This is a genomic window from Hymenobacter sp. UV11, assembly GCF_004684095.1.
Taxonomy (GTDB): domain Bacteria; phylum Bacteroidota; class Bacteroidia; order Cytophagales; family Hymenobacteraceae; genus Hymenobacter.
The window spans coordinates 533753-560036 of sequence record NZ_SRII01000003.1 but is presented as its reverse complement, the minus strand read 5'-3'; the positions used below and the strand labels follow the sequence as shown (position 1 = coordinate 560036).

The following is a 26284-nucleotide window of genomic DNA, read 5'->3' as shown; positions in this document are numbered from 1 at the left end:
GCAGTAGAAGTTTTGGAAGCTGAAGCAGCCGAAGTTATTCCGCCCGCCGTGGTCAGAGGCGAGTTGGGCGCAGTAGTTGAGTTGAAATCGTAATTGACAATTATCGTTTGCCCTACACCAAGAAAGGGCAGTATCAATAGCAGTAAACTTATAAAGAAGTGGGTTATGTTTTTAGTAAGAATACCTGTCATAAGAATGTGAATAGAATTTTGAATAAGCAATACTTCGTAGCGACGAAATTACTTATTTACTTCCTCTTCCCAAGCCTGTCATCTAAAAAAAATATAATTCAGCTTCTACCCTACTCCCACAGCGGGTAATGCTCTAATTGCACTTCCTGACCAAAGAAGATGCGCGTACTCTCCTCAAATGAGCGCGTAAAATCACTCACGTAAAAGTGATGCGCCGGCCCTACCCCCCCGGCCGGGGCCAATAGCTGGCGCGCCGCCAGGGCCTCGGCCACGGTGGCGGCGACTACGTCGGAGGGGTCGAGCACAGCCACGCGGCCCTGGTAATAGTCCTCTATCTGGGGCTTGATGAGGGGGAAGTGCGTGCAGGCCAGCACCAGGCTTTCGATGTGTTGCAGTTCGTCGTGGGCGAGGTAGGCGCGGATAATTTCCTCCGATACGCGGCCGTTGAAGAAGCCTTCTTCAATCATGGGCACGAGCAGGGGGGTAGCGAGGGCGTGCAGGTCTACGCCGAGGTCGAGCTGGTCGATTTTCTTGCGGTAAATGTTGGAGCCCACCGTTTGCTTGGTACCGATGAGGCCCACCGGGCGGCCGGCATAATGCTGGCCCACGTACGATACCACAGGGTCTATCATGCCGATTACTATGGCTTTAGAGCCCACGTATTCGCGCACCAGCTCGTAGGCAGCGGCCGAGGCCGAGTTGCAGGCGATAAGGATAAGCTTGCAATTCTGGCGCAACAGCACGTCGCAAATTTTGACGGAGTAGGCCTGGATGGCGGCGGTGCTTTTCTCGCCGTAGGGCAGGTGGGCGGTATCGCCAAAGTATACGAGCCGCTCGTGGGGCAGGCGCTGGGCCACGGCGCGGGCCACGGTGAGGCCGCCAATGCCGGAATCGAAAATGCCAATGGGCCGGGCGGCCGGGTCAGAAGAAGTCGTCATAGGTAGCGGCAAAGGTCGGGCGGCGCGGCGTTTTGCGCCCTACCCCCCTGCCGGCCGCCAGCGCTCCAGTAGCACCACTTCGTGCCCTTTATACAACGAGTGGTCGAACTCCTGGTAACCAAATTTGGCGGCCAGCCGCCGGGAAGCCGCATTGGCCCTATCAATGAGGCACACGGTGCGCGGCTGGCGCAGGTGGGCATCGCCCCAGGCGAAAACCACTTGCGCGGCCTCGGTAGCGTAGCCCCGGCCGTGGGTATGCGGGGCCAGCACCCAGCCGATTTCGGGAAAGCCTTTAATGGATGGCTCGATGGCGCGCTGCCACGCCCCAAAGCCAATGGCGCCGATAAAGTCGCCGGTTGCCCTTTCCTCCACCGCCCAGTAGCCGTATTCGCCCAACGCCCAAAGCCCGGCGTGGCGCAGCATCTTGGTCCAGACTTCCTCTTCGGCTAGTGGCGAGCCAGTGAGATGCTGATAAAATTGCGGCTCCTGCCACATCGCCACGAACGGGGCCAGGTCGGTAAGGTAATGGCCGCGCAGGCGCAGGCGCGCCGTTTCGAGCAGGGGCGTTTCCATTAGAGCAGCGGCTGCACGGTGCGCCACACGGTGCGAGCCACCAGCCGGTGGCCTTCGGGCGTGGGGTGGATGCCGTCGCGCTGGTTGAGCTTGGCGATGCCGCCCACGTTTTCGAGCAGAAACGGAATGAGTGTGAGGTGGTTCTTAGTCGCGATTTCGCCGTAGAGCTTCTTGAAATCGGCGGCGTAGGCGGGGCCCATATTGGGCGGAATCTGCATACCGGCGAGCACGATTTTGGCCTCCGGGGCCTGCTGGCGCACGGTGTCGATGATGGCTTGCAGGTTCTTGCGGGTGTCGGTGAGGGGTAGGCCGCGCAAGCCATCGTTGCCGCCCAGCTCCAGCACAAACACGCCCACCGGCTGGCGGCTCAGCACCCAGTTGATGCGCGAGCGGCCGCCGGCGCTGGTTTCGCCGCTGAGGCCGGCATTGACGACGGTGTAGGGCAGGTGCAGCGAATCAACCCGATTTTCAATGAGGGCGGGATAGGCCTGGTCGGGCTCCACGCCCAGGCCGGCCGTGATGCTGTCGCCAAAAAACAGGATAGCGGCCTCACCTTTTTTAGCGGCGGGCGCTTCGGTCGTGGCGGGGGGGGTAGGGGCCGATTGGGTTTTGGTAGTGTCGGAGTTGCAGCCGGCGGCGAGCAGGGCCAGCAGCAGGGCACTGGCGGGCAGGTAGTTCATGGGCAGAAAAGCGAAAGCAGGCAAAAGTATAGGCCGTTGTCGTGCGTCCTACGTAGCCATAACCCGCAAGGGGATGTTTTTCTTCCCAAAAGGCTTTTTGTCTTGACGTTGTTTCAAATAGAACGCTAAGCGTTTGCTTTTCGCCGCTCGTCATGCTGAGCTTGTCGAAGCATCTCTACTGCTCCGTTGGAGTACTACCCTACCGGCGTGGCAGAGATGCTTCGACAAGCTCAGCATGACGTTCCACTATAATCCATACCTCATTGCTTCCTGAATGACTAGCCTTCAAGTCGAAAACCTTACCAAGACCTACACCAGCGCCGGCCGCCAGCTCACGGTGCTGCACGAGGTCAGCTTCAGCCTGCAGCCAGCCGACACATTTGCCATTGTGGGGCCGAGCGGCAGCGGCAAAACTACCCTGCTGGGCCTGTGCGCGGGCCTCGACCGGGCTACCAGCGGCAGCGTGTGGCTGCAAGGCATCCGGCTAGACAAGCTGAGCGAGGACCAGCGGGCGGCGGTACGCAACCAGCACGTGGGCTTCATCTTCCAGAATTTTCAGCTCCTACCCACCCTCACGGCCCTCGAAAACGTGCAGGTGCCCCTGGAGCTGCGCGGCGAGCGCAACGTAGCCAAGCAAGCCCAAAACCTGCTGGAGCGTGTGGGCCTCGGCGCGCGCGGCCACCATTACCCGGCCCAGCTCTCGGGCGGCGAGCAGCAGCGCGTGAGCCTGGCCCGCGCCTTCGCCAACCGCCCCCAGATTCTCTTCGCCGATGAGCCCACCGGCAACCTCGACCCCGACACCAGCGACACGGTAGTGCAGCTGCTCTTCGACCTCAACAAGGAAGCCGGCACCACCCTCGTGCTGGTAACCCACGACCTTGAGCTGGCCGCTAAGACGCAGCGTATCATGCGGATGCGCGGCGGCAAAGTGGTGGAAGAAACCGTGGGCACGGCAGCCTAATGACACTACCGGCACGCCGCCACGCTGCCGGAAGTCTTAAGCCGCGCAGCGGCGCGACTTCCCGGCAGTGAAGTGGGGCCAGTCTCCAGACTGGCACAACGGGCCGGGGCGAACTCACTTACGCCAGTCTGGAGACTGGTGCCACTGGCCGGCCAGCAGATGCGCTTCGCTTAAATCTGCGGCCAGCAGTGGCGGATTTAGTTTATTAATTTTATGAATTTCAGTTGGTTAGTAACAATGGCGTGGCGCGACTCGCGCCGCAGCCGGTCGCGGCTGGCGCTGTTTATGTCGAGCATTGTGCTGGGCATTGCGGCGCTGGTGGGCATTAATTCGTTTGGCGACAACCTGGCGCGCAGCATTTCGGCGCAGGCCCGCGAGCTGGTGGGCGCTGATTTGGTGCTCTCGTCGAGCCAGCCGTTTGACTCTACTTTGCGGCCCGCGCTACGGCGGCTGGGCAACACGCGCACCGACGAGGTGTCGTTCGCGTCGCTGGTGTCGTTTCCGCGCACCCAGGGCGTGCGGCTGGCGCAGGTGCGGGCGCTGGGCGCGGGCTTCCCGTACTACGGCGACTGGGAAACCCAGCCCGCGACTGCCTCCGCCGACTTTCGGGGGGGTATGGCCACTGGCGCGCTGGTCGATGACGTACTGCTCGACCAGTTCAACGCCCGCGTGGGCGACTCGGTGAAGGTGGGCACCCTCACGGTAGCCATTGTGGGGCGGGTGCTGAAAACGCCGGGCCAGAGCGGCTTCAGCGCCGCCATTGCGCCCAAGGTATTCATTCCCATTGATTTGCTCAACAAAACCGGGCTGGTGCAGCGCGGCAGCCGGGTGCAGTACCGCACCTACTACCAGTTTGCGCCTACCGCCGACGTGGCCGCCGCTATCAAGCCCTACCAGGTGCGCTTCGACCAAACCGGCATCGACACCGATACGGTGGCCAGCCGGCAGCAAGCCACCGGCCGTGCCTTCCGCGACCTCACCCGGTTTCTGAGCCTGGTGGCCTTTGTGGCGCTGCTGCTGGGCAGCGTGGGGGTAGCGAGCGCGGTGAGCTTGTACGTGAAAGAAAAGCTGGCCAGCGTGGCCGTGCTGCGCTGCCTGGGTGCGAGCGGCCAGCAGGCGCTGCTCATTTATTTGATTCAAACTTCGGGGCTAGGCTTCCTGGGCGCGGCCATTGGGGCGGCGCTGGGCGCGGTGGTGCAAGTGCTGCTGCCCAAGGTATTGGGCAATTTCCTACCCGTTGAGGTCGAGATGAGCGTGTCGCTGGCCTCGGTGGGGTTGGGGCTGCTGACGGGGGTAGCGATGGCGGTGCTCTTCGCGCTGCTGCCGCTGCTGAGCATCCGGCGGGTATCGCCGCTGCGGGTGCTGCGCGCCTCGCTCGACGAGGACACCGCCACGCCCGACCCGCTGCGCGGGCTGGTGCTAGCCATTATCGGCCTGTTTGTGCTGGGCTTTTCCTACGCCCAAACCCGCGACTGGAAGCTGGCGCTGGGCTTCGCGGCCGGGCTGCTGGCGGCGCTGGGCGCGCTGGCCGGGCTGGGCCTGGGGCTGCGCTACTTGCTGCGGCGCTTCTTCCCCACCGGCTGGAGCTACGTAGCCCGGCAGGGTTTGGCTAATTTATTTCGCCCCCAAAACCAGACCGTTACGCTGATATTGTCGCTCGGGCTGGGCACGTTTTTGCTGGCCACGCTCTACCTCACACAGTCGGTGCTGCTGGGCCGGGTGCAGCTATCGGGCGGCGGCAACCAACCCAACCTAGTGCTCTTCGATATCCAAACCGAGCAGGAGAAGGGGGTAGAGCAGCTGCTCACCAAGGAAAACCTGCCCATCCTGCAGCGCGTGCCCATCGTGACGATGCGCCTAGCGGCTATCAATGGCAAGTCGGTGACGCAGCTCAAAAAGGATACCGCCAACGGCATTCCGCCCTGGGCCCTCACCCGCGAGTACCGCGTAACGTACCGCGACACGCTCAGCAAAACTGAGAAGCTGACGTCTGGCACCCCGCCGCGACCGGCCACGGCCGGCGGCCTACCCCGCGTGTCGGTCGATGGCAGCTACTTCGAGCGCGTCAAGCTGAAACTCGGCGACACGCTGAGCTTCAACGTGCAGGGCGCGCCCATTGCCACGGTCGTGGGCGGCACCCGCGAGGTCGATTGGGGCCGGGTGCAAACCAATTTTCTGGTCGTGTTTCCGAGCGGCGTGCTGGAGCAGGCGCCGCAGTTCCACGTCATTCTCACCCGCACGCCCTCCAATGCCGTGCTCGCCGCCGCCCAGCGCGCGCTGGTGCGCGACTTCCCCAACGTGTCGGCCATCGACCTGGGCCTGATTCTGCAAACCGTGGATGAGATTCTGACCAAAATCTCGTTCGTTATCCGCTTTATGGCGGGCTTCAGCATCCTTACCGGCTTGCTGGTGCTGGCCAGCTCGGTACTCATCAGCCGCTACCAGCGCACCCGCGAGAGCGTGCTGCTGCGCACGCTCGGCGCCAGCCGCAGCCAGATTCTGCGCATCACGCTGCTCGAATACGCCTTGCTGGGCTCGCTGGCCGCCTTTGCCGGTGTGCTGCTGGCCGGCCTGGCCGCCTGGGCGCTGGCCTTCTGGGTGTTCGAAACGCCGTTTGCGCTCAGCGCGCTGTGGCCGCTACCGGCGCTGGTGGTGCTGGTGGCTGGCCTCACGGCCCTTATCGGCGGGCTCAACAGCCGCTCGGTGCTTAGCCAGCCGCCGCTGGCCGTGCTGCGCGCCGAGGGGCAATAAACAGTTGACAGTAAGCAATGAGCAGGGAGCAGGGAGCACCTTCGTTCCTTGCTCCCTGCTCCTTGCTCCTTGCTCACTGTAGTTCAGGGCTAATTTTGCGCCCATGCCTGCCCCTACTCCCCTCGCCAAGCTCTTCGCCGATTTCAATAACCTCCAGGTGCTCATTGTGGGCGATGTGATGGTCGATGCCTACGTGTGGGGCCGCGCCAGCCGGCTTTCGCCCGAGGCGCCGGTGCCCGTCGTGAACGTGGACCGCACCGAAAACCGCCTCGGCGGGGCCGCCAACGTGGCCCTCAATGTGCAGGCGCTGGGCGCTACCCCCCTGCTGTGCGCCGTGGTGGGCAACGACCCCGGCGGCGACCAGCTGCTCCAGCTGCTGCACGACCACCACCTGCCCGCCGACGGTATTATTCGCAGCGCGCACCGGCCCACCACGTTCAAGCAGCGCATCCTGGCCCACGGCCAGCAACTTCTGCGCATCGATTCGGAAGTGGAAACCGACCTTAATGCCGAGGAAACCGCCCAGCTATTGGCCGCCTACGACGACCTCCTACCCCGCGCCGACGTGGTTATCTTCGAAGACTACGACAAAGGCGTGTTGAGCGAAGCTGTTATCAGCCAGTGCATTGCCCGCGCCCGCCAGCGCAATATCCCGACGGTGGTAGACCCCAAGAAGAAGAACTTTCTGGCCTACCGCCACTGCACCCTCTTCAAGCCCAACCTCAAAGAACTGCGCGAGGGCCTGAAGCTGGAATTTGGCGCGCCCGACGCCGACCGGCCCGGCTTTGAGGCTGCCGTGGCCCGCCTGCGTGAGGTGCTGACGCCCGAAATCGTGCTCGTCACGCTCTCCGAATACGGCGTTTTTGCCCAGCAGGGCGAGGACAAAACCTACCTGCCGGCCCACTTGCGCACCATCTCCGACGTGTCGGGCGCGGGCGATACGGTTATCAGCATTGCGGCTTGCTGCGTGGCGCTGAGCCAGCCGGCCCCTTTCACGGCCGCCCTCGCCAACCTCGGCGGCGGGCTGGTGTGCGAGCAGGTGGGCGTGGTGCCCATCGAGAAGCAGCGGCTACTGGAAGAAGCGGAGGCAGCGGGGCTGTAACCAGTTTTTCGCACCGAGTTAAAGGAGGAAAAGGGAGTTCCACAGAGGGTAAACGCACTCTGTGAAACTCCCTTTTCCTCCTTTAACTCGGTGCGAAAACCAACGCCTGGTCGTTACTTTTTGAGTAGCGCGAGCAGCCACAGCAGCACCAGCAACACTACCGGCGTGGTGATAATAGCGGCCATCGCGGTGGCAAGAACGACCCAATACTCGGCGCGGAAGACGCGCCGGAACAGCCGCCGCCACCCGAAGAACAACAGGCCGGAAACTACCAGCGACACCACGTAGAAACCGATGCCAAAGCCGGTTTTTGCAAGCTCCATCGGTGATTAGGCTTTTTTGAGAAACTCGGTTTTCAGTACCATCGTGCTACCCCCGGCGCGGCCTTCCACCTCGGCGGGCGAGTTGGTGAGGAGGATATTCTTGACCAGCGTGCCGCGCTTGAGCGTCTGCGACGAGCCTTTTACTTTGAGGTCTTTGATGAGGGTAACGGCGTCGCCTTCGGCGAGCAGGGTGCCGTTGCTGTCTTTGGTGGGATTGTCCATAAAGGTATTTGCCGTCTCTATTGGCCTTATTATCAATAATTCAAGCAAGAACAAGGCGGTCATGCTGAGCTTGTCGAAGCATCTCTCCTGCTTCGTTGAATGGCGCGCATGAAGCGGCCAAGATGCTTCGACAAGCTCAGCATGACCGCCTTGCTTCTTCCTGTTTACCCCCGCCAAGCCTTCACCGTCTCCACGAAAACCTTCACGTTATCCGGGTTGGTATCGGGATACACGCCGTGGCCGAGGTTGGCGATGTGGGGGCCGCCGGCAAATTCGGCCAGCATGGCTTCGGTGGCGGCTTTTACCTGGGCGGGCGTGCCGTAGAGGGCGCAGGGGTCGAGGTTGCCTTGCAGGGTTTTGCCGGGGGCCTGCTGGCGCACCTGGCGCGGCGACTGGTTCCAGTCGAGGCCAATGGTGCGGGCGGGCGAGTGAGCGAAGTCTTCCACGGCCCACCACGCGCCCTTGGCAAAGACCGTGACGGGCACCAGCGGGGCCAGCGCCGCGCTGATGCGGTTGATGTAGGCCACCGAGAACTCGGCGTAGTGAGTGGGGGGTAGGATGCCGGCCCACGAGTCGAACACCTGCACGATATCGGCCCCGGCGGCCACCTGCGCTTGCAGGTAGGCAATGGTCGTAACCGTGATTTTTTCCAGCAACTGGTGGGCCAGCGCGGGCTCCTGATAGAGCATCCGGCGCGCTTTGCTGAAGGTTTTGGAGCCGTGGCCTTCTACCATGTAAGCCAGGATGGTCCAGGGCGCGCCCGCGAAACCGATGAGTGGCACCCTACCCCCCAGTTCGCGCTTGGTAATGCGCAGGGCTTCGAGCACGTAGCCGAGGTGCTCTTCGGGGTCGGCCACGCGCAGCTTGGCTACGTCGGCGGCATTTTTGACCACTTCGGGGAAGAGCGGGCCTTTGGCCTCCAGCATCTCGTAGGTGAGGCCCATGGCCTCGGGCACCACCAGAATATCGGAGAAGATGATGGCGGCGTCCACGTCGAGCGCATCGACGGGCTGAATGGTGACTTCGGCGGCCAGGGCGGGCGTTTCGACCAGCTCTTTGAAGCCGGAGAGGCGGCCGCGCAGGGCCCGATACTGGGGCAGGATGCGGCCGGCCTGGCGCATGAGCCAGACGGGTGTCCGTTCGGTGGTTTCGCCCTTGGCGGCGCGGAGGAGGATATCGTTTTGGAGCATGAGGCGGGGCGGGGGCGGGCACAAAGCGCCGGCCGTGAGCGGGCCGCAAAGGTAGCCACCGGCCGGGCCGCCCGCCCTACCCCCCTACTGCCGCTGCACGGCGCGCAGCAACTCTTCCTGCCGGCGGCGAGCGCGGTCCTCGTTGAGCGAGGCTACCCCCCAGATGGCGGCCGGAATCCAGCCGATGAGCGTAAGGTGCAGGATGAAGCAGAAAAAGGCCTTGAGGATGTGGCCATTGAGCAGCATCGAAAGGCTGGGAAACAAGATGGCGAGTAGCATAGCAATGAGGAGGCGGAAGAGTAGGCAAAAAACAGGCGCAGCTTGCGCGGGCAGCCGGCTCCGCATGTATCGCCGCAGCCCTCAACTCATTACGCTTTTCAGCAAAAAAAGAAATGGCGGGCAGCAATGCGCCGTGGCGCGGCCCTACCCCTGCGCGGAGCCGTGGGCGTCGAATAGCTGCTGCATGCGGGCGCGGGCGGCGGCGGGCAGGGCCAGGTTGGCGGGCACGGCGGCTTCGGCGGCGGGGCGGGCGGCGTGGGCCAGGCGGGCGCTTTGCAGGGCGTAGCGGCGGCAGTGCGGGCACAGGTGCAGGTGCGCCCACAGCTGCACGCGGGGGCGCACGGGCAGCGGCGCAGCGGCCCGGCGCTCGACGAGCAGCGTGGCCTGCTGGCAGTTGAAAAGGGGCGACGGAATACGGCTCATGCGGCAGTGGGGGCTTGGAGCCAATTTTTTTCGAGGCAGCGGCGCAGGTGCAGCTTGGCGCGGTGCACCAGCACCCAGTAGTTGGCCGAACTCAGGCCCAGCTCCTTACAAATATCTTCGGCCGGCAGCTCCTCCACAAAGCGCAGCACGAACACGGCTCGCTGCTGGGCCGAGAGCCGCTGCTGGCAGAGTTGCAATATCTCCTGAAACTCCTGCTGCTCCAGGGCCAGGTCGGCGCGGTTTTGGTCGGGGCCCGCCGCGGGCCAGTCGGCGGGGTACTGCTCTTCGCGCCAATGGCCGTCGGCGGGCCGAAAAAACTCAGCCTCGGGCGCGTGCTCGGGGCTGAGGTCGAGCGGTACGAAGGGCGAGCGCGCCTCGCGCCGGTAGTGGTCAATTATTTTGCGCTTCAGAATGACAAATAGCCAAGTGCGCTCCGAGGCCTGGCCCCGAAACGAATCAAGTGCGCCCAGGGCACTCACAAACGTGTCCTGCACCAGCTCGGCGGCCGTGTCGGTATCGGCTACTCGGCCCAGGGCGAAGCGGTACAACTCATCGCCAAATCGGGCCAGCCACTGCTGCGGGTCGGAGGCGGGGGTAGGGAGAACGGGAGGAGACATGCGCGCGGGAAACGAGCCGACAAGGTAACAGCGGCCCTCCTGAGTGGGCGGCTACCGGGCCGCCAGGGCCTGGGCCACGGCGCGCACGCTGGCCCGGTGGCGGTAGTCGGCGTCAAAAAAGGCGTACCGAATTTTGCCATCGCGGCCGATAACATAGGTGGCGGGCACGGGCAGCACGTTGGTGGGGGCACCGTTGGCGGCCTTCAGGTCTACGCCGAAGCCCTGGTATTTCTGGGCGGTGGCGTCGTCCACGGTGAAGGCCGTTTTGTAGGCTTTCATAATGACAAAATCCTGGTCGTGTACGATAGGAAACGCCGCCTTCGTCTTGGCCACAGTCTTGTCGATATTGGTCGGCAGCTCGGGCGTGATGACGACCACCTGCGCCCCTTTGCTGGTGAGCACTTGCAGTGAATCCTGGAGCTGGCTCAACTGCTTGTTGCAATACGGGCACCACTGGCCGCGGTAGAAATACAGCACCACGGGGCCTTTTTTCAGCAGCTGACGCAGCTCGACGGGCCGGCCGGTGGCATCCTGCCCTTTGAAGGCGGGTGCGACGGTGCCCACGGCCAGGGCCAAAGCGGTGAGGGGCGCGGCAGGGGTTTGGGCCAGGGCGGGGCTAGCCAGCAGCACGGCAGCCAGGGTGAAAATTTTAGGCATAGGGAAGGAGTTAGGGGAAGGTAGCAGCTCAGCGGCAGACGCAGGCTAAGATGGCACCTTACACGCCGGGCCGTTTTTTATTCCCTACCCCCGTTGCTATCTTGTAAGAAGCGGCGCGTAAGGTGGGGGGCGCGGGCGCGTCTGGCTACTTACGCGGCAACACCGCCGCCCTACCCCCTTTGTTTTTATGAAACTCACCCTGCTGGCCTTCGGGCCTTTGCTACTGGCTGGCTTGGCTGGCAGCCGGCCGGCTACCCTACCCACGCTGCCCTCGGCCGCCGTGCCGGTGGTGGTGGAGCTCTTCACTTCCGAAGGCTGCTCGTCGTGCCCCGCCGCCGATGAGGTGGCGCGCACCCTCGAAGCTACGCAGCCGGTGCCGGGCGCCGAGGTCATCGTGCTGGGCGAGCACGTCGATTACTGGAACCGCCTGGGCTGGAAGGACCCTTTCTCGGCGGCCGGGTTTAGCGAGCGGCAGCGGCAGTACGCCCGCGTATTTCCGGCGGGCAGCTACACGCCGCAGGCTGTGGTGAATGGCCGTTACGAACTGGTGGGTAGCCGCCGCGCCGAGCTGGCCCAGCGCATTGCGGAGGCTGCTCGCGCACCCCGCGCCGCGGTGGCCCTCAGCCGCCCCACGGCTACGACGCTGGCGGTGCGCGTGGGCGGCCTACCCCCCGGCACGCCGGCCACCGAGGTGCTACTTGCCCTCACCGAAACCGGCCTGGCCACCCAGGTGGGCCGGGGCGAAAACGCGGGCCGCCTGCTGCACCACGCCGCCGTAGTGCGGGCCCTGCGCCCGCTGGGCGCCGTGGGGGCCGGTGGCACCTTTGCGGCCACGGTACCGCTGGCCCTGGCCGCGGGCTGGCAGCCGGCGCACTTGCGAGCCGTGGTGCTGGTGCAGGAGCGCGCATCGCGCCGCATCGTGGGGGTAGGGACCCTACCGCTGGCGCTGGCCAACTGAGGGCGTAGCGACGCGCCGGGGCTACGCCAGCACCTGCTTTTCTGCGCGCCGGGCCAGCCGTAGCGCAAAAATATTTCATCGTTATACTGTCTTAAGTGGGGGCAGACTTTTCTATTTTTACAGCTTCACCATTCTTTCTATTTGCTTGATGAAAACACTTTTCCGCACTGGCCTACTGGCTGGACTTTTCTGCACGACCCTCGGCGCGGCTCAGGGCCAGGCCCTTGCCAACGGCGACTTCGAAACGTGGGCAACCCGCAATGCGGTAGACTCGCCCACCGGCTGGCTCACCACCGATGACGTAGTAAAAATTCTGAGCCCTATCCCTTTTGTTACGGGTACATTTACGAAAGCCACCGACGCCCACGGCGGCACCTACGCCGCCCGGCTCGAATCCAAAAACACTTTATTCGGCATACTGCCAGGAGCCGTGGCGGTGGGCACCAAAGTGGGCACCAATGCAACGCTGCCCGGCGGCATCCCCTTCACGGGCCGGCCCACCATGCTGCAGTTCTACTATAAGCTCTCGGGCCCCCAGCCAACGGGCAGCGACGGGGCGTTTGCGCAGGTGGCCCTCACCCGCTACGTCAATGGCGCTACTCAAACCCTTGCCACGGCCAAGCAGTTATTTACCACCGTCACCTCAACCTATGTGCTGGCGCAGGTACCGCTGACCTACACTTCGTCGGCCACGCCCGACTCAGTGCACCTGGTACTGAGCTCGGGGGCCATTATTACGACCACAGCCGGCCCGGTAGTCGGCACCGTGTTTCAAGTCGATGACGTCAGCTTTACGGGCACGGTTACCGCCACCCGCGATGCCGCCCTGAGCGCTGCCCTCACCGTGGCTCCCAATCCCAGCCCCGATGGCCGCTACCTGCTGCATGCCCCCCCTACCCTATTGGCGGGCGCCCTAGCCGTGACCGACGCGACCGGCCGCGTAGTGCGCCGCGAAGCCGCGCTAGCGACCAGTGCCCCAACCCGCGCCCTCGACCTGTCGGGGCTGGCAGCCGGCTTCTACACGCTGCAGCTGCTGGCCAACCAAGGACTGGTGACCAAAAAGCTGGTGGTAGAGTAGCTGCCCGCCTTACCACTACCTGGCTAGCCTGAACACTAAGACGCCCCGCCCAGCCTGCTGGACGGGGCGCCTTGGTTTATACCCGGCGCCTACCCCCCCTTACCGGGCTAACCGGCGGCGCACCGCATCGTGCTGGCGGTACAGGCTCATCTCCTGCGAGTAGGGGTCAGTGTTCCAGAAAGGGTTGAAGGATTCGAGGTTGGTGCGCAGGCGGCCGAATTCTTTTTCCTGCGCTACATCGAGCAGCACGGCGGTCGAATCGGCTTGTAGGGCGGTGAAGCGACCGGCCAGCAGCTGCTCTAGGGCCGCGATTTCGGTGCCACCCTTATCGGCCCGGGGTAACTTTTTAGTAGGCGTGCGCTTCTGCGGAAATGCGTGGGCCTGGTAGGTAGCGGGCGTTACGAATAGCGTGGCTTTTTGCTGGGGAGCATCACGGTTGCTAAGCGCTCGCACGCCCAGCGTGACGAGGCTTACAGCGCCGGGCATATACTGCGCCCGCGCCGAGAATGTAAAACCAAGCAAACCAACTAACAGCAGGCTATATTTCATAAAATAAAAATATTCAATTAAGTAATCGCGCGAAATCAACTAATTTATTACTTAACATTCAGTCACTTACAGGGATTTTCAAGTTGGTGTACAGCTTGGCTGGGGCAGGCTATCCGCTCATCGCTCGCCCCGCTTATTCTGCTAATGAGCGGACAGCCAGCTCAATGCCGGGAGCCCGCCCCGTACACCGACCTGGGAACTACTCTATAATCTTGCTTAACCATCAGTAACTACTGCCTAATAATTTGACAACTCTGGCGCGCAGCTAGGCGATAGCACACTATCCTTTAGATAGTTGGCGCCTTCCTCTATCAGCAGCTGCACATCCCAGAGCCGCCGCTCCATCAGGTGCAGCACGTCTTCGGGCACGGGCACCAGCGCACCGTAGCGCTGCACCAGGTAGCGCATGAGCGTGCTCAGGGAATGTATTTCATCGCGAACCAAGTCGCGCACGCGCTGCCAGTGGGCGGCGCCCAGCGCGCGCGTGTGCAGGCAGCACTGCCGCAACACTATCAGCTGGGCTACCACGGTGGCCAGCTGCTCAAGCACTTGCTGCTCTTGCTCGCTAAAGGTGCGTGAGGACGGGCCAACCAGGCACAGCGTACCAATAGCGTGCTCGGCCGCCGTACGCAGCGGGGCGCCCACGTAAAAGCGCGCCTGATGGGCCAGCGCGTTGGCAATCGCTGGCCCATCAATCGGCGTTGGGGCAGTGGTGGTTAGGTCGTTGTAGAGCACTACCCGGTTGTGTAGCACCACCTGGGCACACAGCACGTCTTGGCGCGGCGCGGGCGGCGGCAGCGGCAAGCCGTAGCTGGCCTTGTAGTGTATGCGGTCGGTATCGAGCAGGGCGATGTACGAAATCGGTAATCCAAACAAGCGGGCACTTAGGGCTACCAGCTCGTTAAAAACTTCCTCTTGCAAGGAATGCAAAATGTCGGCCTGCCGCAGCGCGTATAGCCGCTCTGTCTCGTTGGCAGGCGAAAGGTCAGCTAAAATGGGCATCGTCCAATTCAAAATAAGTAGTGTACCAACAAGTTAAACTATTGCCTCTGCACGGTTTCAAAGATATAAAAGGACCCAAAAAAACAAAATTTTTTCCTTATTTTTTTAGCTAAACGCCCTCCAAAATACCGGAAAAACATAATAAATTGACTTAGCCAATTTGGGAAGCGAAGTACTCACCGGAGCTAGCAGTAGCAGCTACCTTTTGCCCGGGGCCCTACCCTACCCCTCACCGCCGACGAGGCTGCCTCCGTAGCGCGGTAAGTTGCGGGTAATCTGTTATGTTTGCTGTCACCGGGGGATTAGCTCAGCTGGCTAGAGCGGTTGCTCCGCAAGCAACAGGTCATCGGTTCGACTCCGATATTCTCCACCAAACAGCGCCTCGGCTCCAGGGCCGGGGCTTTGTTTTGCGCCGTTAGTCAGCGTTTGCTAGCAGAAATGTGCGCTGGCGGTCGATGGCCCCTCTTTTTCGCCGCCTAACCACTCGTTGCTCGACTATGGGCAAGCTATAAAAGGTGCCTCTATCGAACCAAAGATGGCCGAAACAGCCAAAAATACCCGCGGCTCCCGGTCAGCCATTGACGCCCTCAACTACGTGAGCTGACACGGGTAGGAGCTATTGAACGTGAACAACACGCCGTCAACTATCAATGGAGACGGCACCTACCACACCTATTACCTCGATTCGAAAAGCCGGTACTTATTTCGCCGACGCGGCCAGTAACACGTACTGCAAGCCTTGCCAGGCAACGGCTACAAGTAGGCTATTTCAACAGCTTAACGCAATTTCCAAGCTAGGGTCCGACCGGTTGGCGCGGAAATGAGGGTTGAATGACTGGCTACCCAGCGCACCTGTCAATCGGTCGGGCGGCTTCGCCGTCGGACCAGCGCACGGACCCATAGAAGCGAGCAAGCGGCGGCTACCCTGCGCATGGCCACGTTGCGCAGCAAGCAGGGCCACGAGTCGGCGCAGCGAGCACTGCGCTGTAGCTACTAAACAAAGCGGGTTGGGCAGCATGCGCACTACGCACTAAACAGCTTACGCTCAGCAACCAAACATTGTGGATGAGCCCTTAATTTTTATTGATAAAATTCTAAATTAATTGCATTTTTTTATAAATAACACTAATTTAGCATTCAGAACAAATATTTATACTAAAAGAACAAAAAAAAGTCAATTTGTTGTAAATATTGTACTATTTTTAGCATAATACCGCACTTCCCTTCCATTAAACGCACACCCCCAAACCCAAATAAATTTTATTTCAAGTATGATTTCGCTAACAAACGAGCAAGTCACCGTCACATACGCGATGCTTCGCCAAATAGGGATGCTCCGAGGCCAGGAAATAGGTATACCTGTTTCAGCATCCAGCCCAGCCAAAGGCTTAAAGTGGAAGCCTTTTCACAAAGTGGACCAAGAGGATTTTCTGGCCATTGAGTCGTATTTTCTCCTTTTTCACTTTTAAGCGCCAAACTTACTTCTTGCCCTCGTCAGGCTTACTACGGCAATCATTGCTACGGATAAGCAGCGACTTGCCCTACCCCTGGTACCAGGGTCAGCTAGGGCATTAGAAGAAAAGATGTATGGCTAGTCGCCTGCGCGTTTTTCCGGGCTTACACAGCAAGCTCGGAAAAACGCGCAGGCGACTAGCTGCTTTTTGAAGAGCTTCAGCATAAAAAAACACCCTTTCAACAAGTAGTTGAAAGGGTGTTTTTGGTGGCTCCGCTGGGATTCGAACCCAGGACCCGTACATTAAAAGTGTACTGCTCTACCAGCTGAGCTACAGAACCGGTACTCGTTTTTGTGTTGCAACTTTGATAAAAAATCCTCCTTAGCAACACGCTCAGGAGGATTTAGTGGCTCCGCTGGGATTCGAACCCAGGACCCGTACATTAAAAGTGTACTGCTCTACCAGCTGAGCTACAGAACCGATAACTTTGTGTTACAATCGCGGTGTGTTACCGTTTTTGTGGGTGCAAAAGTACGGCGCTATTTTGAATCTGACAACCCCGTTGCAAAAAGAAACGCGTACTGCGCTCCGGCTGAGCCGGCTGGCGTGGTTTATTCAGTTGCCTTTCTGGCTGTTGACAACAGCCTGCGGGCCCATAAATTTTTCGGCGAGCCCCACTCCCAAGGTAGTTGCTGAGGTTCGGCAGGCGGATTTATTGTTCGAGAAGGGCGACTACGCGGCGGCGGTGCCGCGCTACCGGGCCCAGATATGGCAGCGGCAGCAGGTTTCGCCGCGCCTGCTGTTGCGCATGGCTTACGCCCAGCACCAGCTGCGCCACTACCCCGCCGAGCTGCTCTACCTCAACTTGGCCCAGGCCCGGCAGCCCCGCCTGAGCACCTGGCGGCAGCTGGTAGCCGTGGCCCAGCGGCAGCGCTTGGTGGGCTACCCCAGCACTTGGCAGCAAGAGCTGCGCGTGCAGGCCCTGCGCTACTACTACCCCGGCCTGCAAGGGCTGCTGATGGGGGCCGTGGTGGCGGCCATCTTGCTGCTGCTGCGGCGCGGGCGCAGCGGCCGCGGCACCTGGCTGGCCTACGCGGCCTACCTGCTCGGCACCGGGGCCTACCTGGTGCTGCTGCGCCCCGAGCCCGTGGGGGTCGTCACGCACGCCGGCTCGGCCCTGATGGCAGGACCCGGCGCGGGGGCCGCGTGGCTCAGCACCGCCGCGCCCGGCGACCGCCTGCCTGTGCTAGGCCACGACGACATCTGGCTGCGCGTGCGCTGGCAGGAGCGCGTGGCCTACCTGCGCGCCACCGACGCGCTGGTGGTGGAATAATGTGGAATAAAAGGGGGGTAGGGAGCGGGGCTGCTAAGCGGCCCCGCTCCCTACCCCCTTTTGCCAAGCCTGAGGCGGCTAATTGAAGTACACCTGGTATTGCAGGATGACGGCGCTGCGGCGCGAGCTTACCACGTTTTCGCCGGTGCTATTGGTGGCGTAGTACGGGCGGTTTTGGTAGGCCAGGGTGAACTTGGAGGTGTGGCCCGAGACGAGCCAGTTGAGGCCGGCATCGTAGTAGTTCACGTCGTCGGTGAGGCGGCCGTAGCGCGCGTGCTGGTAGCTTACGTAGGGCATGAAGGTGGTGGTGCCCACCAGGTTATCCTTCAGCTTATAGCCCAGCTGGCTGTAGATAACGTTGCCGGTGCCATACTGCGGAAAGGCGTTGCCGAAGCCGAAGGTGGTATTGGTATTGGTGGTGCCGGTGCCGGGGTTCATGGGCGCGTTGTTGCGCAGGTAGCCGGGGCCGTAGTCGAGGTGCAGCGCGGCGGCGTAGAAGCTCACGCTCGGCGCGTCGGGTGCGGCGCTCAGCGGCGCGTCGTAGAACACGTCGACGGCGTACTGCTGCATGGCCTTGGTTTGCACGTTGCTGGCCACGCCGCCCAGCGTGTACCACATGGCATCGGGCTGCACGATGAAGCCCGCGCCGACGTTGAACACGCTCTTCTTGCCCAAATACGAGCCCGCCGCGTAGGGCGTCAGGTTGCTCTCCTGGTCTTTGAACTGGTAGGAGAAGTAGCCCTGGTACTGCGGCTTGGGCGGCGTGCTGGCGAAGTTGGCGTTGGGGCCGGGGGTAGGCACGTAGCCGGCGGCCTTCTGGTAAATGAGTGGGTTGGTGAGGGCCACGCGGTAGTCGAGCTTGCCGAGCTTGCCTTTGAGGTAGGCGCTGAGCTTACGGCCAAACTGGTCGTTCACGTCGTTGGTAGTTTCCTCTACGCCCGGCAGGTCGAGGCCCATGATGGTGCCCGCCGACGACGAGGCGTAGCGCGCCAGGCCGTTCCAGGCGCCTAGGCCGGTGCCAAACGACAGCTTGTTCTTCACAATGGCGTATTCGACCACGGCATCGTGCAGGAAGAAGCCGCCGGTGGCCGTTTCGGCGCTGGCCGGCGTGCCATCGGCCTTGCGGTCAGAGTTGAAGGCTAGGTTGTTAATCCCGATTTGCGAATAGATAAAGACGCGGTCGGTGAGCTGGCCGTAGAGCTGAATGCGGAAGCGCCGGATGCCCAGGTCGTAGGTATTGGGTACGGCGTAGCCGCCCACGGTGGTGCCGGGGTTGCTCTCGTTGTAGCGCATCCAGACCTGGTTGAGGAGCGTAATTTTGAAGTAGCGGCTGGCGTCGGCGTTCAGCGGCAGCTTGCCGTCTTTGAGAAAAAAATTGGGGGTAGGCGCCGCCGGGCGAGGCTGGTCGGTGGCCTGCTCGGCCTGGGTTTGGGTGGGCTGCTGGTTGGGGGTAGGGCTGACCTGCGCAGTGGCCAGGCCGGGGAGAAGGAGGGCCGTGCCAAGCACGGCGGGAGCTAAAAATTGCTTCATCTAAACGGGTAACTAATAAGGCAAAAAACCGGCTCCTCGCGCCTGAAAAAGGCGAAAAGAACCGGCAAAGCACCCGTTCACCAGATGAATACTGCGTGAGCCACACAGTCGCCAAGGCTATAAATCGCCTTCTTCCTTGCGGAAATTATTTAGTACCATCTTGTCCATCAGGCCCGGTAGCCACTTGTTGAGAAAAACCACCAATTTTCCTTCGCCGGTGAGCACGAGGCTGCGGCGGCGCCCTTCCACGGCCCGGCGCAGGTGCTGGGCTACCTCCTCGCTGGTCATCATTTTGCCCTCGTTGCGGGGCGTATCGTTCTGGGTTTGGCCGTTGGCGAGCAGGGCGGTGTGGCGGATGTTGGAGGCCGTGAAGCCGGGCGCGGCCGTGAGCACGTTCACGCCTTCGGGCAGCAGCTCGGTGCGCAGGGCTTCGAGAAAGCCGTTCATGGCAAACTTGGAGGCCGAGTAGCCGGTGCGGCCCGGCAGCCCCCGGAAGCCCGCGATGCTACTCATGCCCACTACCGTGCCCTTGCTGGCCAGCAGGTGGGGTAGGGCGGCCTTGGTGACGTACACGGTGCCGAAAAAATTGGTTTGCATGAGCTGCTCGATGACCTTCACATCGACATCGGTAAACTTGGCGCGCATGCTGAGGCCGGCGTTGTTGAGGAGCACGTCGAGGCGGCCGAAGGCGGCCACGGTATCGGCCACGGCGCGGTCGGCATCGGCCAGAATGCCGACGTCGCCCTGCACGGTGCGGTGCTCGATGCCGGCGGCGGCCAGCTCGGCGGCGGTGGCGGCCAGCTTGGCGGCATCGCGGCCCGTGATAACGACGCGGGCGCCCGCCCGGCCAAACTCCAAAGCACACGCCCGGCCAATGCCCGAGGTGCCGCCGGTGATAAGAACTACGCTGTTTTTCATGGCTTTATTTTTAGGTTCCTGGTTGCTAGTTCCGGGTTCCTGGTTCGTTGGTTGAACAACATCCAGGAACCAAAAAGCCCGAAACCGGGCCGCAAACCTACGGCGGTGTTCCGGCCCGGCGATGCCAGGCCGGCAAATTTCCGGCAGCGTGCCGGATTAGTCGATTTTCATGTAAAAGTGACAGTTGAAGCGCTTGCTTTGTCTTTACCTTTAGAGCCTAACCAAGAGTGGGCTGCACTTTACCGGGGTCTGCTTGCTACCGTCTTTTCCCGCCTCTCCCTACCGCATGCTTCTACCTCTACGTTCGTGGGTTACCAAACTGGCCAGCTTCAGCTTATTGCTCGCGCCGGCCCTGAGCCAGGCGCAGTGCCCGATTGCCGCCTCCTGCACGCCCGGCAAGGCTAGCAGCTCGCTGGCCTCGGCCTACAATATGGGCATTTTTAACGTGACGCTGGGCAGCATTAATACTACCAGCGGCAACTATACCGAAGGCTACAAAGACTTTAGCTGCGCTACCAGCGGGGCCGTGAGTACCAGCCTCACGGTGAGCACTCCTACCCCCATCAGCGTCACCAACGGCACACTGGCCAACGAGAACGTGCGGGTCTGGATTGACTACAATAATGACGGTGTGTTCGCGGCCGACGAGCTGGCGTTTACCTCCGACAACAAGAAGCTGCACACGGGCACCATCACGCCGCCGGCCACGGCCGTAACGGGCCGGCCGCTACGCCTGCGCGTGGCCGCCGACTTTGCCGATATTGCGCCGCCTACGGCCTGCGCTACCCCCCAATATTCGCAGGATGAGGACTACGCCGTGACGCTGGTGGCCAACACCAGCCGGCCCACGGCGGCCTTTGCGGCCAGTGCCACTACCGTGTGCGCGGGGGCGGTGCAGTTCACGGACCAAAGCACCGGCGCGCCCACCAGCTGGCGCTGGGATTTTGGCGATGGCACCACCAGCACCGCGCAAAACCCGGCGCACACCTACGCCGGCACCGGCACCTACCAGGTAACCCTCACGGCTACCAACGCGATAGGCAGCACCACCAGCGCCGCCACTGCCATCACCTACAATAGCAGCGTGCCAGTAGCGGCCGGCTGCGCAGGCCTGGCGGCCACCGCCAACTGCTGCAACTACGGCCTCACGCGGGTGCGGCTCAATACCATTGACAATACCTCGGCCGACGGCAGCGCGGGCTACCAGGACTTTACCTGCCCGCAGCGCACCAGCCTGATGGTGGGCAAGCGGTACACCCTCGTGCTCACCACCGGCGGCACCAATGCCCACGATACCCGCGCCTGGCTCGACCTCAACAACGATGGCATTTTTAGCGCCAGCGAAAAGGTAGCCGAGGCCCTGAACACGGCCAGCCCCAGCCTGAGCCTGACGCTGCCCGCTACGGCCGTGCTCAACCAGCCGCTGCGCCTGCGCCTGGTGGCCGATGGGGTAGGCACCAACCCCCAGCCCTGCGTGGCGCCCGCCCTGGGCCAGGTGGAAGACTACACCGTGACGGCCGTTCCGAACACTAGCCCACCCACGGCGGCCTTCACCTCGACCTACGTGGCGGGCGTGTGCACCAGCCCAGCCAACACGTTCACCTTTACGGACCAGACCACCGACTCGCCCACGGCGTGGACCTGGTCGGTGAGCCCAAACACGGGCGTAACGTTTGTGGGAGGCACCTCGGCCGCTTCGCAAAGCCCGCAAATTGCCTTTGCCACCGCCGGCTACTACACTGTGACGCTTACGGCCAGCAACGCCAACGGCGGCACTACCGCCACCAGCCCTACCCCCCTGCTGATACAGGTGCCCTGCCTCACGTACTGCGCCTCCAGCGGGGGCTACGCGGCGTCGGCCAGCTCGCTCTGGATTACCGGCGTGGACGTGAGCGCGGCCACCAGCGGGGCGGCGTTCAGCAATACCTCGGTGAACTCGACGGGCGGCTATACTTTTTACGCCAGCCAGAGCGTGCCCCTGGTGGCGGGCGCTACTCAGACTATTGCCGTCACGACCAACCAGGCGTATACTCACCGCGTTATTATCTGGATTGACTACAACCGCGACGGGGTATTTTCGAACACCACCGGCGCAGGCGGCGAGTTGGTGTACAATATGTTGGTGAGCGGGGCTACCAACTCCGTGGCCGTGACGCTGCCCGGCACCGTAGGCAGCACCCGCATGCGCATCGCAGTGAATATCAACAACAACACAGCCAACGCCTGCGCCACCAACCAGGGCGAGGGCGAGGTGGAAGACTACCCCGTGAACGCCGCCCAGCCGCTGGCCGCCCGCGAGGCGCTGGCCCTGCCTGCCCTCACGGTGAGCCCCAACCCTACCCCCGACGGCAGCCTGCACGTGCAGGTGAGCGAAGCCGCCGCCAGCGGCCTCTACGACCTCGAAGTGCTGAGCCCCCTGGGTGCCCGCCTGCTGGCCCAGCAGCGGCGCCTCAGCACCACCGCCCCCGCCACGCTCGACCTGAGCGCCCTACCCCCCGGCCTGTACCTGCTGCGCTTTACCAATGCCGCGGGGCAGTCTGCGCTGCGGCGCGTGGTGCGGCAGTAGGGTGAGCTTTAGCCGGCCGCTGCCCGATTTTTATCTGTATTACCAATTAGCTCGCTTGGTGCTTACCGCGGCAAGCTAAAGCTTACCCTACATTTTTTGTATGCTTGCACTTTTACTCCGCCGCTGGCCGCTGCTGCTATTTCTGCTGGTGCTGGCGGCTGGCCCGGCCCGGGCCACCCACCTGCTGGGCGGGGAAATGACTTACCGCTACCTCGACGCCAACGGCCCGGCGGCGGCGCCCGTGCGCTACGAGATTACGGTCACGATTTATAACAACTCGAACGCCGGCGCGGCCCAACCCAATACCAATGCGGTAGTAGGCATTTATAACCCGAGCACGGGGGCCAAAATTCAGCTAGTGCAGGGCACCAACGTGCTGGCGGGCTCGGGCACCTCGGTAAGTGGGGGCTCGATGGATATTACCAACTACACTATTTCGGCGGTGTTGCAGCCTAAGGTGCCAGCGGGCTGCGCCGTGAGCGGGCCGGCGCAACCTTTTCGCCTGCAGAAGTTTGTGGGGGTAGTAAACCTGCCGGCCACGCTCGATGGCTACTACGCCGTGTTCACGCGCAGCGCCCGCAACGTGGACGTGACCAACCTCAACACCTCGGGCAACAACCAGCCGCTGACGCTGTACACAACGATGGCCCCGGCCCTGCGCCCCAACCGTTCGCCGGTGTTTTCGGACACGGCAGTAGCCATTGTGTGCCAGAGCGATACCACTATTTCGCTGAATAACGCGGTAGATGCCGACGGCGACCGGCTAGTATACTCGTTCGGCTCGCCGTTTGGCACGTTCGCGTCGTCGGGAGCCAACCTACCCACGATTTTCCCGCCGCTGCCCAACGCCATTACCTACTACAACGGCTACTCGACGGCCGCGCCATTTGGCACGGGGCCCGGCAATTTTGCTATGCTGAATGCCTCAACGGGCATTGCTAAGTATGGCGCCGCGACCCAGGGCAAGTACGTGGTGGCGGTAGATGTGAGTGAGTACCGCACCATCAACGGGCGCGAGGTGCTGGTGGGCACCACCCGGCGCGATTTGCAGCTCATTGTGGCGCAGTGCCCCACCACCAAGGCGCCGGTGCTGCCCTCGGCGGTGGTTACGCCGCGCAGCTACACCATCGAGGCGGGGCAAGTGCTAAGTATCCCGATTACGGCGACCCAGGCCGACGGCCACCCCTTGGTGATGACCCTGAATAGTGCGCTGCTCGACGGGCCGGGCGGCTTCGCGGCCACCTTTAATAACAGCCCCGGCAGCGTGGCCTCAGGTGGCCTCACGGGCACTGCCTCGGCCAGCGGCACGGGCAGCGTCACGGGCACTTTCGTGTATAACTCGGCCTGCGCCGACGCCCGCCCTACCCCCTACGATATTGCCCTAACGGTGAAGGACGTTGGCTGCGGCGGCAAAACCGTGGCCGACGTTATTCGCATCACCGTGACCAAGCCCACGGGCCCGACGGCCGTGGCCGGCGACGCCCTGGTGTGTGCGGTGAATACGATAAGTACCTACACGGCCAGCGGCGGCACGGCCCCCGGCATCAGTTGGCGCGTGGTGGGCGGCACCTTCGTGAATGGCCGCACCAGCAACCCCGTGCAGGTGCGCTGGACTACCACCGGCACCGGCCTAGTGGTGGCCCGCGGCGTATCGAGCTACGGCTGCCTCACCGACTCGGTATCGCAGACGGTGTCGGTGGCGCCGGCGGGCGCGCTGGCCGTGACCGGCACGTTGAGCGTGTGCCAGGGGGGTAGCACTACGCTCACCGTGGCGGGCGGCACCGGGCCGTTTGTGCTCACGGGCGGCGGCGCTACCCAGACCGGCCCCGGCCCCTTCACCGTGACGCCCACCCAGACAACGACTTACACCATTACGAGTACCGTCACTACCGGCGGCTGCGCGGGGGTAGGGCAAGCCACCGTGACGGTGCTGCCCCTGCCGGCCGCCGATGCTGTGGTGGGGCCGCAATCGGTGTGCCCCACTATTACGGGCGTGGCGTATGCCATTGAAAAGCCGGGCAGCACGGCGTACCAATGGGCCGTGACGGGCGGCACCATTGCCAGCGGCCAGGGCACGGCGGCCATTACCGTGAACTGGGGGCCGGCCGGCGCGGGCGCGGTGAGCGCGTATGCGACCAACGTGCAGGGCTGCCCTTCGCAGGTCTTCACGCTGCCCGTGCGCATCAACCCGGTGCTGCAAACGGCCCGGCCCACCGGCCCCACCAGCGTGTGCCAGGCCGACGGCCCCTACCCCTACCAAACCGCCCTGACCAACGGCTCGTCGTATGCGTGGCAGCTATTTGGCTCGGCTCGGGGCACGTTGGTTAATACACTGAACACGACCAGCATTACCTTCACCCAGGCGGGCCTGGCTAAGCTGGTAGTAACGGAAACCAGCAACCCAACCGGCGGCATCTGCCGCGGCGTGAGCGACACGCTCTACATCACGGTAAAGCCTTCGCCGGCCGCCAACCTGGCCATTCTGGGGCCGGCTCGCTTCTGCGTGAATAGCGGGGCGCAAACCTATTCCCTACCCGGCGCGGCGGGCTCGACCTACGTGTTTCAGCTCAATGGCACTACCATCGCCAATACAAATGGCACGGTGAGCATTGCGGCCAGCACGGCGGTGGGCACCTACACCCTCACTGCCCGCGAAACCAACGCCGGCGGCTGCGTGGGCATTCTGTACACCCGCACGTTTATCGTGGACCCGCGGCCGGGCGCGCTCACCATCAGCGGGCCGCGCTTTGGGTGCCCATCTACGCTCAGCCTCACCTACACGGTGGCCAACCCTACCCCCTCCTCGACCTACCAATGGGCCGTGACGGGCGGCACCCTCACCAGCGGCCAGGGCACGGCTACTATCACGGTGGGCTTTGCGGCCGGCACTACCACCAGTGCCACGGTGAGCGTGACCGAAACCTCGCAGTATGGCTGCGCCGGCACGCCGGTGGCCATCACGATAATGCCAGACAATGCCCAGGCGCCGCAGCTCACGCTGGCTTCGGTGGTGCCGACTGATAACTCGAAAGTGACCCTCACCTTCAGCGTGGCCAACCCCGGCACTACTCCCAACCCGGTGCGCGTGCTGCGCCGCGACGCGGGCAGCACCGGCGCCTTCGCGCAGGTGGGCACGGTGGCGGCCACAGCCACCACCTACGTCGATGCTACCGCCACCGCCGCCCAAACGGCCTACGAGTACAGCCTGACCCTTACTAACGGCTGCGGCGATGTGTTTACGGCGCCCGTGTCGGCCACCACGGTACTGCTGAAGGCGGTGGCCATGCCCGGCCCCGGTGGCCGCAACCAGGGCTCGACGCACCTGACCTGGACGGCCTACCAGGGCTTTACGGTGGCGGGCTACCGCGTGTACCAGCAGAATGACAACGCGGGCTATAACCTGCAGACGACCCTGCCCGCTAGTGCCCGGCAAATTGACGTGGGCAATACGGTAGTGGCCAGCAGCACGGGCTTTAACCAGTGCTTCCGCGTGGTGGCTTTCTCCAATGAGGCGACGCTGCGCGAGTCGAACTCCAACACTTCCTGCGTTGGCTTTGCCAATAAAACGGCTTTCTACAACATCATCACGCCCAACGGCGACGGCCAGAACGACCTGCTTATCATCGACAACGTGACGCTGTACCCCGGTAACTCGCTCACGGTTTTCAACCGCTGGGGCCGCGAGATATATGCCACCTCCAACTACAACAACACCACCAATGCCTGGGGTAGCAACCCCAGCCTGGTGGCGGGCGTTTATTATTACCTCTTCAAGCTGGCTGATGGCACCAGCACCAAAGGCTGGGTGGAGGTAGTGAAGTAGTCTGAACCGCGGATTTGTCGGATTCGTCGGATTTTGTGGACGACCACTCGCAAAAAAGCCGCTCAGCAAAGCGGCTTTTTGTTTGCTATATCGGAGGGCAGTAAGGCTAATCGTCCACAAAATCCGACGAATCCGATGAATCCGATAAATCCGCGGTTCAGACAGC

At 62.6% G+C, this 26284-nt stretch carries 22 protein-coding genes and 3 tRNA genes; 9 read left to right on the top strand and 16 right to left on the bottom strand.

Annotated elements, in window-relative coordinates; translation table 11 throughout:
* Nucleotides 1-301 precede the first annotated feature (301 nt).
* Genes murI through E4631_RS07320 form a run of 3 tightly spaced genes read right to left on the bottom strand, consistent with a single transcriptional unit; the run spans nucleotide 302 to nucleotide 2382 of the window.
* A complete protein-coding gene (gene murI, locus E4631_RS07330) occupies nucleotides 302-1129 on the bottom strand; it encodes a glutamate racemase (protein ID WP_133658690.1) in 828 nt (275 codons plus the stop codon).
* Between the two features lie 39 nt (nucleotides 1130-1168).
* The gene (locus E4631_RS07325) at nucleotides 1169-1702 is read right to left on the bottom strand and encodes a GNAT family N-acetyltransferase (protein WP_133658691.1); all 534 of its coding nucleotides are present in this window, start codon (nucleotides 1700-1702) and stop codon (nucleotides 1169-1171) included.
* The gene (locus E4631_RS07320; protein WP_133658789.1) at nucleotides 1702-2382 is read right to left on the bottom strand and encodes an arylesterase; all 681 of its coding nucleotides are present in this window, start codon (nucleotides 2380-2382) and stop codon (nucleotides 1702-1704) included. Before E4631_RS07320 ends, E4631_RS07325 begins: the two co-directional genes overlap by 1 nt.
* A 274-nt stretch (nucleotides 2383-2656) precedes the next feature.
* On the opposite strand from E4631_RS07320, the gene E4631_RS07315 reads away from it, so the two are divergent.
* The 3 genes from E4631_RS07315 (at nucleotide 2657) to E4631_RS07305 (ending at nucleotide 7196) form a co-directional block, all read left to right on the top strand.
* On the top strand, nucleotides 2657-3343 hold the full coding sequence (locus E4631_RS07315) for an ABC transporter ATP-binding protein (RefSeq protein ID WP_133658692.1): 687 nt from the start codon (nucleotides 2657-2659) through the stop codon (nucleotides 3341-3343).
* A 213-nt stretch (nucleotides 3344-3556) separates the two neighbouring features.
* Entirely contained in the window at nucleotides 3557-6094 is a 2538-nt protein-coding gene (locus E4631_RS07310) for an ABC transporter permease (protein ID WP_205704214.1), read from the top strand.
* Between the two features lie 103 nt (nucleotides 6095-6197).
* Nucleotides 6198-7196, top strand: a complete 999-nt coding sequence (locus E4631_RS07305) for a bifunctional heptose 7-phosphate kinase/heptose 1-phosphate adenyltransferase (RefSeq protein ID WP_133658693.1) — start codon at nucleotides 6198-6200, stop codon at nucleotides 7194-7196.
* A 113-nt stretch (nucleotides 7197-7309) separates the two neighbouring features.
* On the opposite strand, the gene E4631_RS07300 is transcribed toward E4631_RS07305, so the two are convergent.
* The 7 genes from E4631_RS07300 to E4631_RS07270 form a co-directional block, all read right to left on the bottom strand.
* Nucleotides 7310-7519, bottom strand: coding sequence for a hypothetical protein (locus tag E4631_RS07300; RefSeq protein WP_133658694.1), 210 nt, complete (start codon nucleotides 7517-7519; stop codon nucleotides 7310-7312).
* Between the two features lie 6 nt (nucleotides 7520-7525).
* A complete protein-coding gene (locus E4631_RS07295) occupies nucleotides 7526-7741 on the bottom strand; it encodes an alkylphosphonate utilization protein (protein WP_133658695.1) in 216 nt (71 codons plus the stop codon).
* A 164-nt stretch (nucleotides 7742-7905) separates the two neighbouring features.
* The gene (gene hemE, locus E4631_RS07290; protein WP_133658696.1) at nucleotides 7906-8931 is read right to left on the bottom strand and encodes a uroporphyrinogen decarboxylase; all 1026 of its coding nucleotides are present in this window, start codon (nucleotides 8929-8931) and stop codon (nucleotides 7906-7908) included.
* 84 nt (nucleotides 8932-9015) lie between these two features.
* Nucleotides 9016-9210 (bottom strand): YqaE/Pmp3 family membrane protein, encoded by a 195-nt coding sequence (locus tag E4631_RS07285; RefSeq protein WP_133658697.1) that lies wholly within the window; start codon nucleotides 9208-9210, stop codon nucleotides 9016-9018.
* Between the two features lie 144 nt (nucleotides 9211-9354).
* Nucleotides 9355-9633, bottom strand: a complete 279-nt coding sequence (locus E4631_RS07280; RefSeq protein WP_133658698.1) for a hypothetical protein — start codon at nucleotides 9631-9633, stop codon at nucleotides 9355-9357.
* Entirely contained in the window at nucleotides 9630-10250 is a 621-nt protein-coding gene (locus E4631_RS07275) for a sigma-70 family RNA polymerase sigma factor (RefSeq protein ID WP_133658699.1), read from the bottom strand. The genes E4631_RS07280 and E4631_RS07275 overlap by 4 nt, the downstream gene beginning before the upstream one ends.
* 51 nt (nucleotides 10251-10301) lie before the next feature.
* Nucleotides 10302-10907: a peroxiredoxin-like family protein gene (locus tag E4631_RS07270; RefSeq protein WP_133658700.1), complete on the bottom strand. Its 606-nt coding sequence runs from the start codon at nucleotides 10905-10907 to the stop codon at nucleotides 10302-10304.
* A 187-nt stretch (nucleotides 10908-11094) separates the two neighbouring features.
* Here E4631_RS07270 and E4631_RS07265 point away from each other — a divergent pair, with 187 nt between their 5' ends.
* Both E4631_RS07265 and E4631_RS07260 read left to right on the top strand, forming a co-directional pair.
* Nucleotides 11095-11865 (top strand): thioredoxin family protein, encoded by a 771-nt coding sequence (locus E4631_RS07265; protein WP_133658701.1) that lies wholly within the window; start codon nucleotides 11095-11097, stop codon nucleotides 11863-11865.
* A gap of 148 nt (nucleotides 11866-12013) precedes the next feature.
* Nucleotides 12014-12943, top strand: a complete 930-nt coding sequence (locus E4631_RS07260; RefSeq protein WP_133658702.1) for a T9SS type A sorting domain-containing protein — start codon at nucleotides 12014-12016, stop codon at nucleotides 12941-12943.
* Nucleotides 12944-13042: 99 nt separating this feature from the next.
* Here the strand turns inward: E4631_RS07260 and E4631_RS07255 are convergent, their stop codons facing one another.
* Both E4631_RS07255 and E4631_RS07250 read right to left on the bottom strand, forming a co-directional pair.
* A complete protein-coding gene (locus tag E4631_RS07255; protein ID WP_133658703.1) occupies nucleotides 13043-13492 on the bottom strand; it encodes a hypothetical protein in 450 nt (149 codons plus the stop codon).
* Nucleotides 13493-13729: 237 nt separating this feature from the next.
* Complete coding sequence (locus E4631_RS07250) at nucleotides 13730-14494, bottom strand: GAF domain-containing protein (RefSeq protein WP_133658704.1); 765 nt, start codon at nucleotides 14492-14494, stop codon at nucleotides 13730-13732.
* A gap of 296 nt (nucleotides 14495-14790) precedes the next feature.
* Here E4631_RS07250 and E4631_RS07245 point away from each other — a divergent pair.
* Nucleotides 14791-14867: transfer RNA gene (locus tag E4631_RS07245), tRNA-Ala, on the top strand.
* A gap of 1345 nt (nucleotides 14868-16212) precedes the next feature.
* Here the strand turns inward: E4631_RS07245 and E4631_RS07240 are convergent.
* Nucleotides 16213-16288: transfer RNA gene (locus E4631_RS07240), tRNA-Lys, on the bottom strand.
* Nucleotides 16289-16355: 67 nt separating this feature from the next.
* Nucleotides 16356-16428: transfer RNA gene (locus E4631_RS07235), tRNA-Lys, on the bottom strand.
* 235 nt (nucleotides 16429-16663) lie between these two features.
* Between E4631_RS07235 and E4631_RS07230 the strand changes: the two genes are divergently transcribed.
* On the top strand, nucleotides 16664-17281 hold the full coding sequence (locus E4631_RS07230) for a hypothetical protein (protein ID WP_133658705.1): 618 nt from the start codon (nucleotides 16664-16666) through the stop codon (nucleotides 17279-17281).
* A gap of 78 nt (nucleotides 17282-17359) precedes the next feature.
* On the opposite strand, the gene E4631_RS07225 is transcribed toward E4631_RS07230, so the two are convergent.
* Both E4631_RS07225 and E4631_RS07220 read right to left on the bottom strand, forming a co-directional pair.
* On the bottom strand, nucleotides 17360-18811 hold the full coding sequence (locus tag E4631_RS07225; RefSeq protein ID WP_133658706.1) for a hypothetical protein: 1452 nt from the start codon (nucleotides 18809-18811) through the stop codon (nucleotides 17360-17362).
* Nucleotides 18812-18928: 117 nt separating this feature from the next.
* The gene (locus E4631_RS07220) at nucleotides 18929-19729 is read right to left on the bottom strand and encodes an SDR family oxidoreductase (RefSeq protein ID WP_133658707.1); all 801 of its coding nucleotides are present in this window, start codon (nucleotides 19727-19729) and stop codon (nucleotides 18929-18931) included.
* 286 nt (nucleotides 19730-20015) lie between these two features.
* Here E4631_RS07220 and E4631_RS07215 point away from each other — a divergent pair, with 286 nt between their 5' ends.
* Together E4631_RS07215 and E4631_RS07210 are read left to right on the top strand one after the other, a co-directional pair.
* On the top strand, nucleotides 20016-22295 hold the full coding sequence (locus tag E4631_RS07215; protein WP_133658708.1) for a GEVED domain-containing protein: 2280 nt from the start codon (nucleotides 20016-20018) through the stop codon (nucleotides 22293-22295).
* 100 nt (nucleotides 22296-22395) lie between these two features.
* On the top strand, nucleotides 22396-26118 hold the full coding sequence (locus tag E4631_RS07210) for a gliding motility-associated C-terminal domain-containing protein (RefSeq protein WP_133658709.1): 3723 nt from the start codon (nucleotides 22396-22398) through the stop codon (nucleotides 26116-26118).
* Nucleotides 26119-26284: the final 166 nt, after the last annotated feature.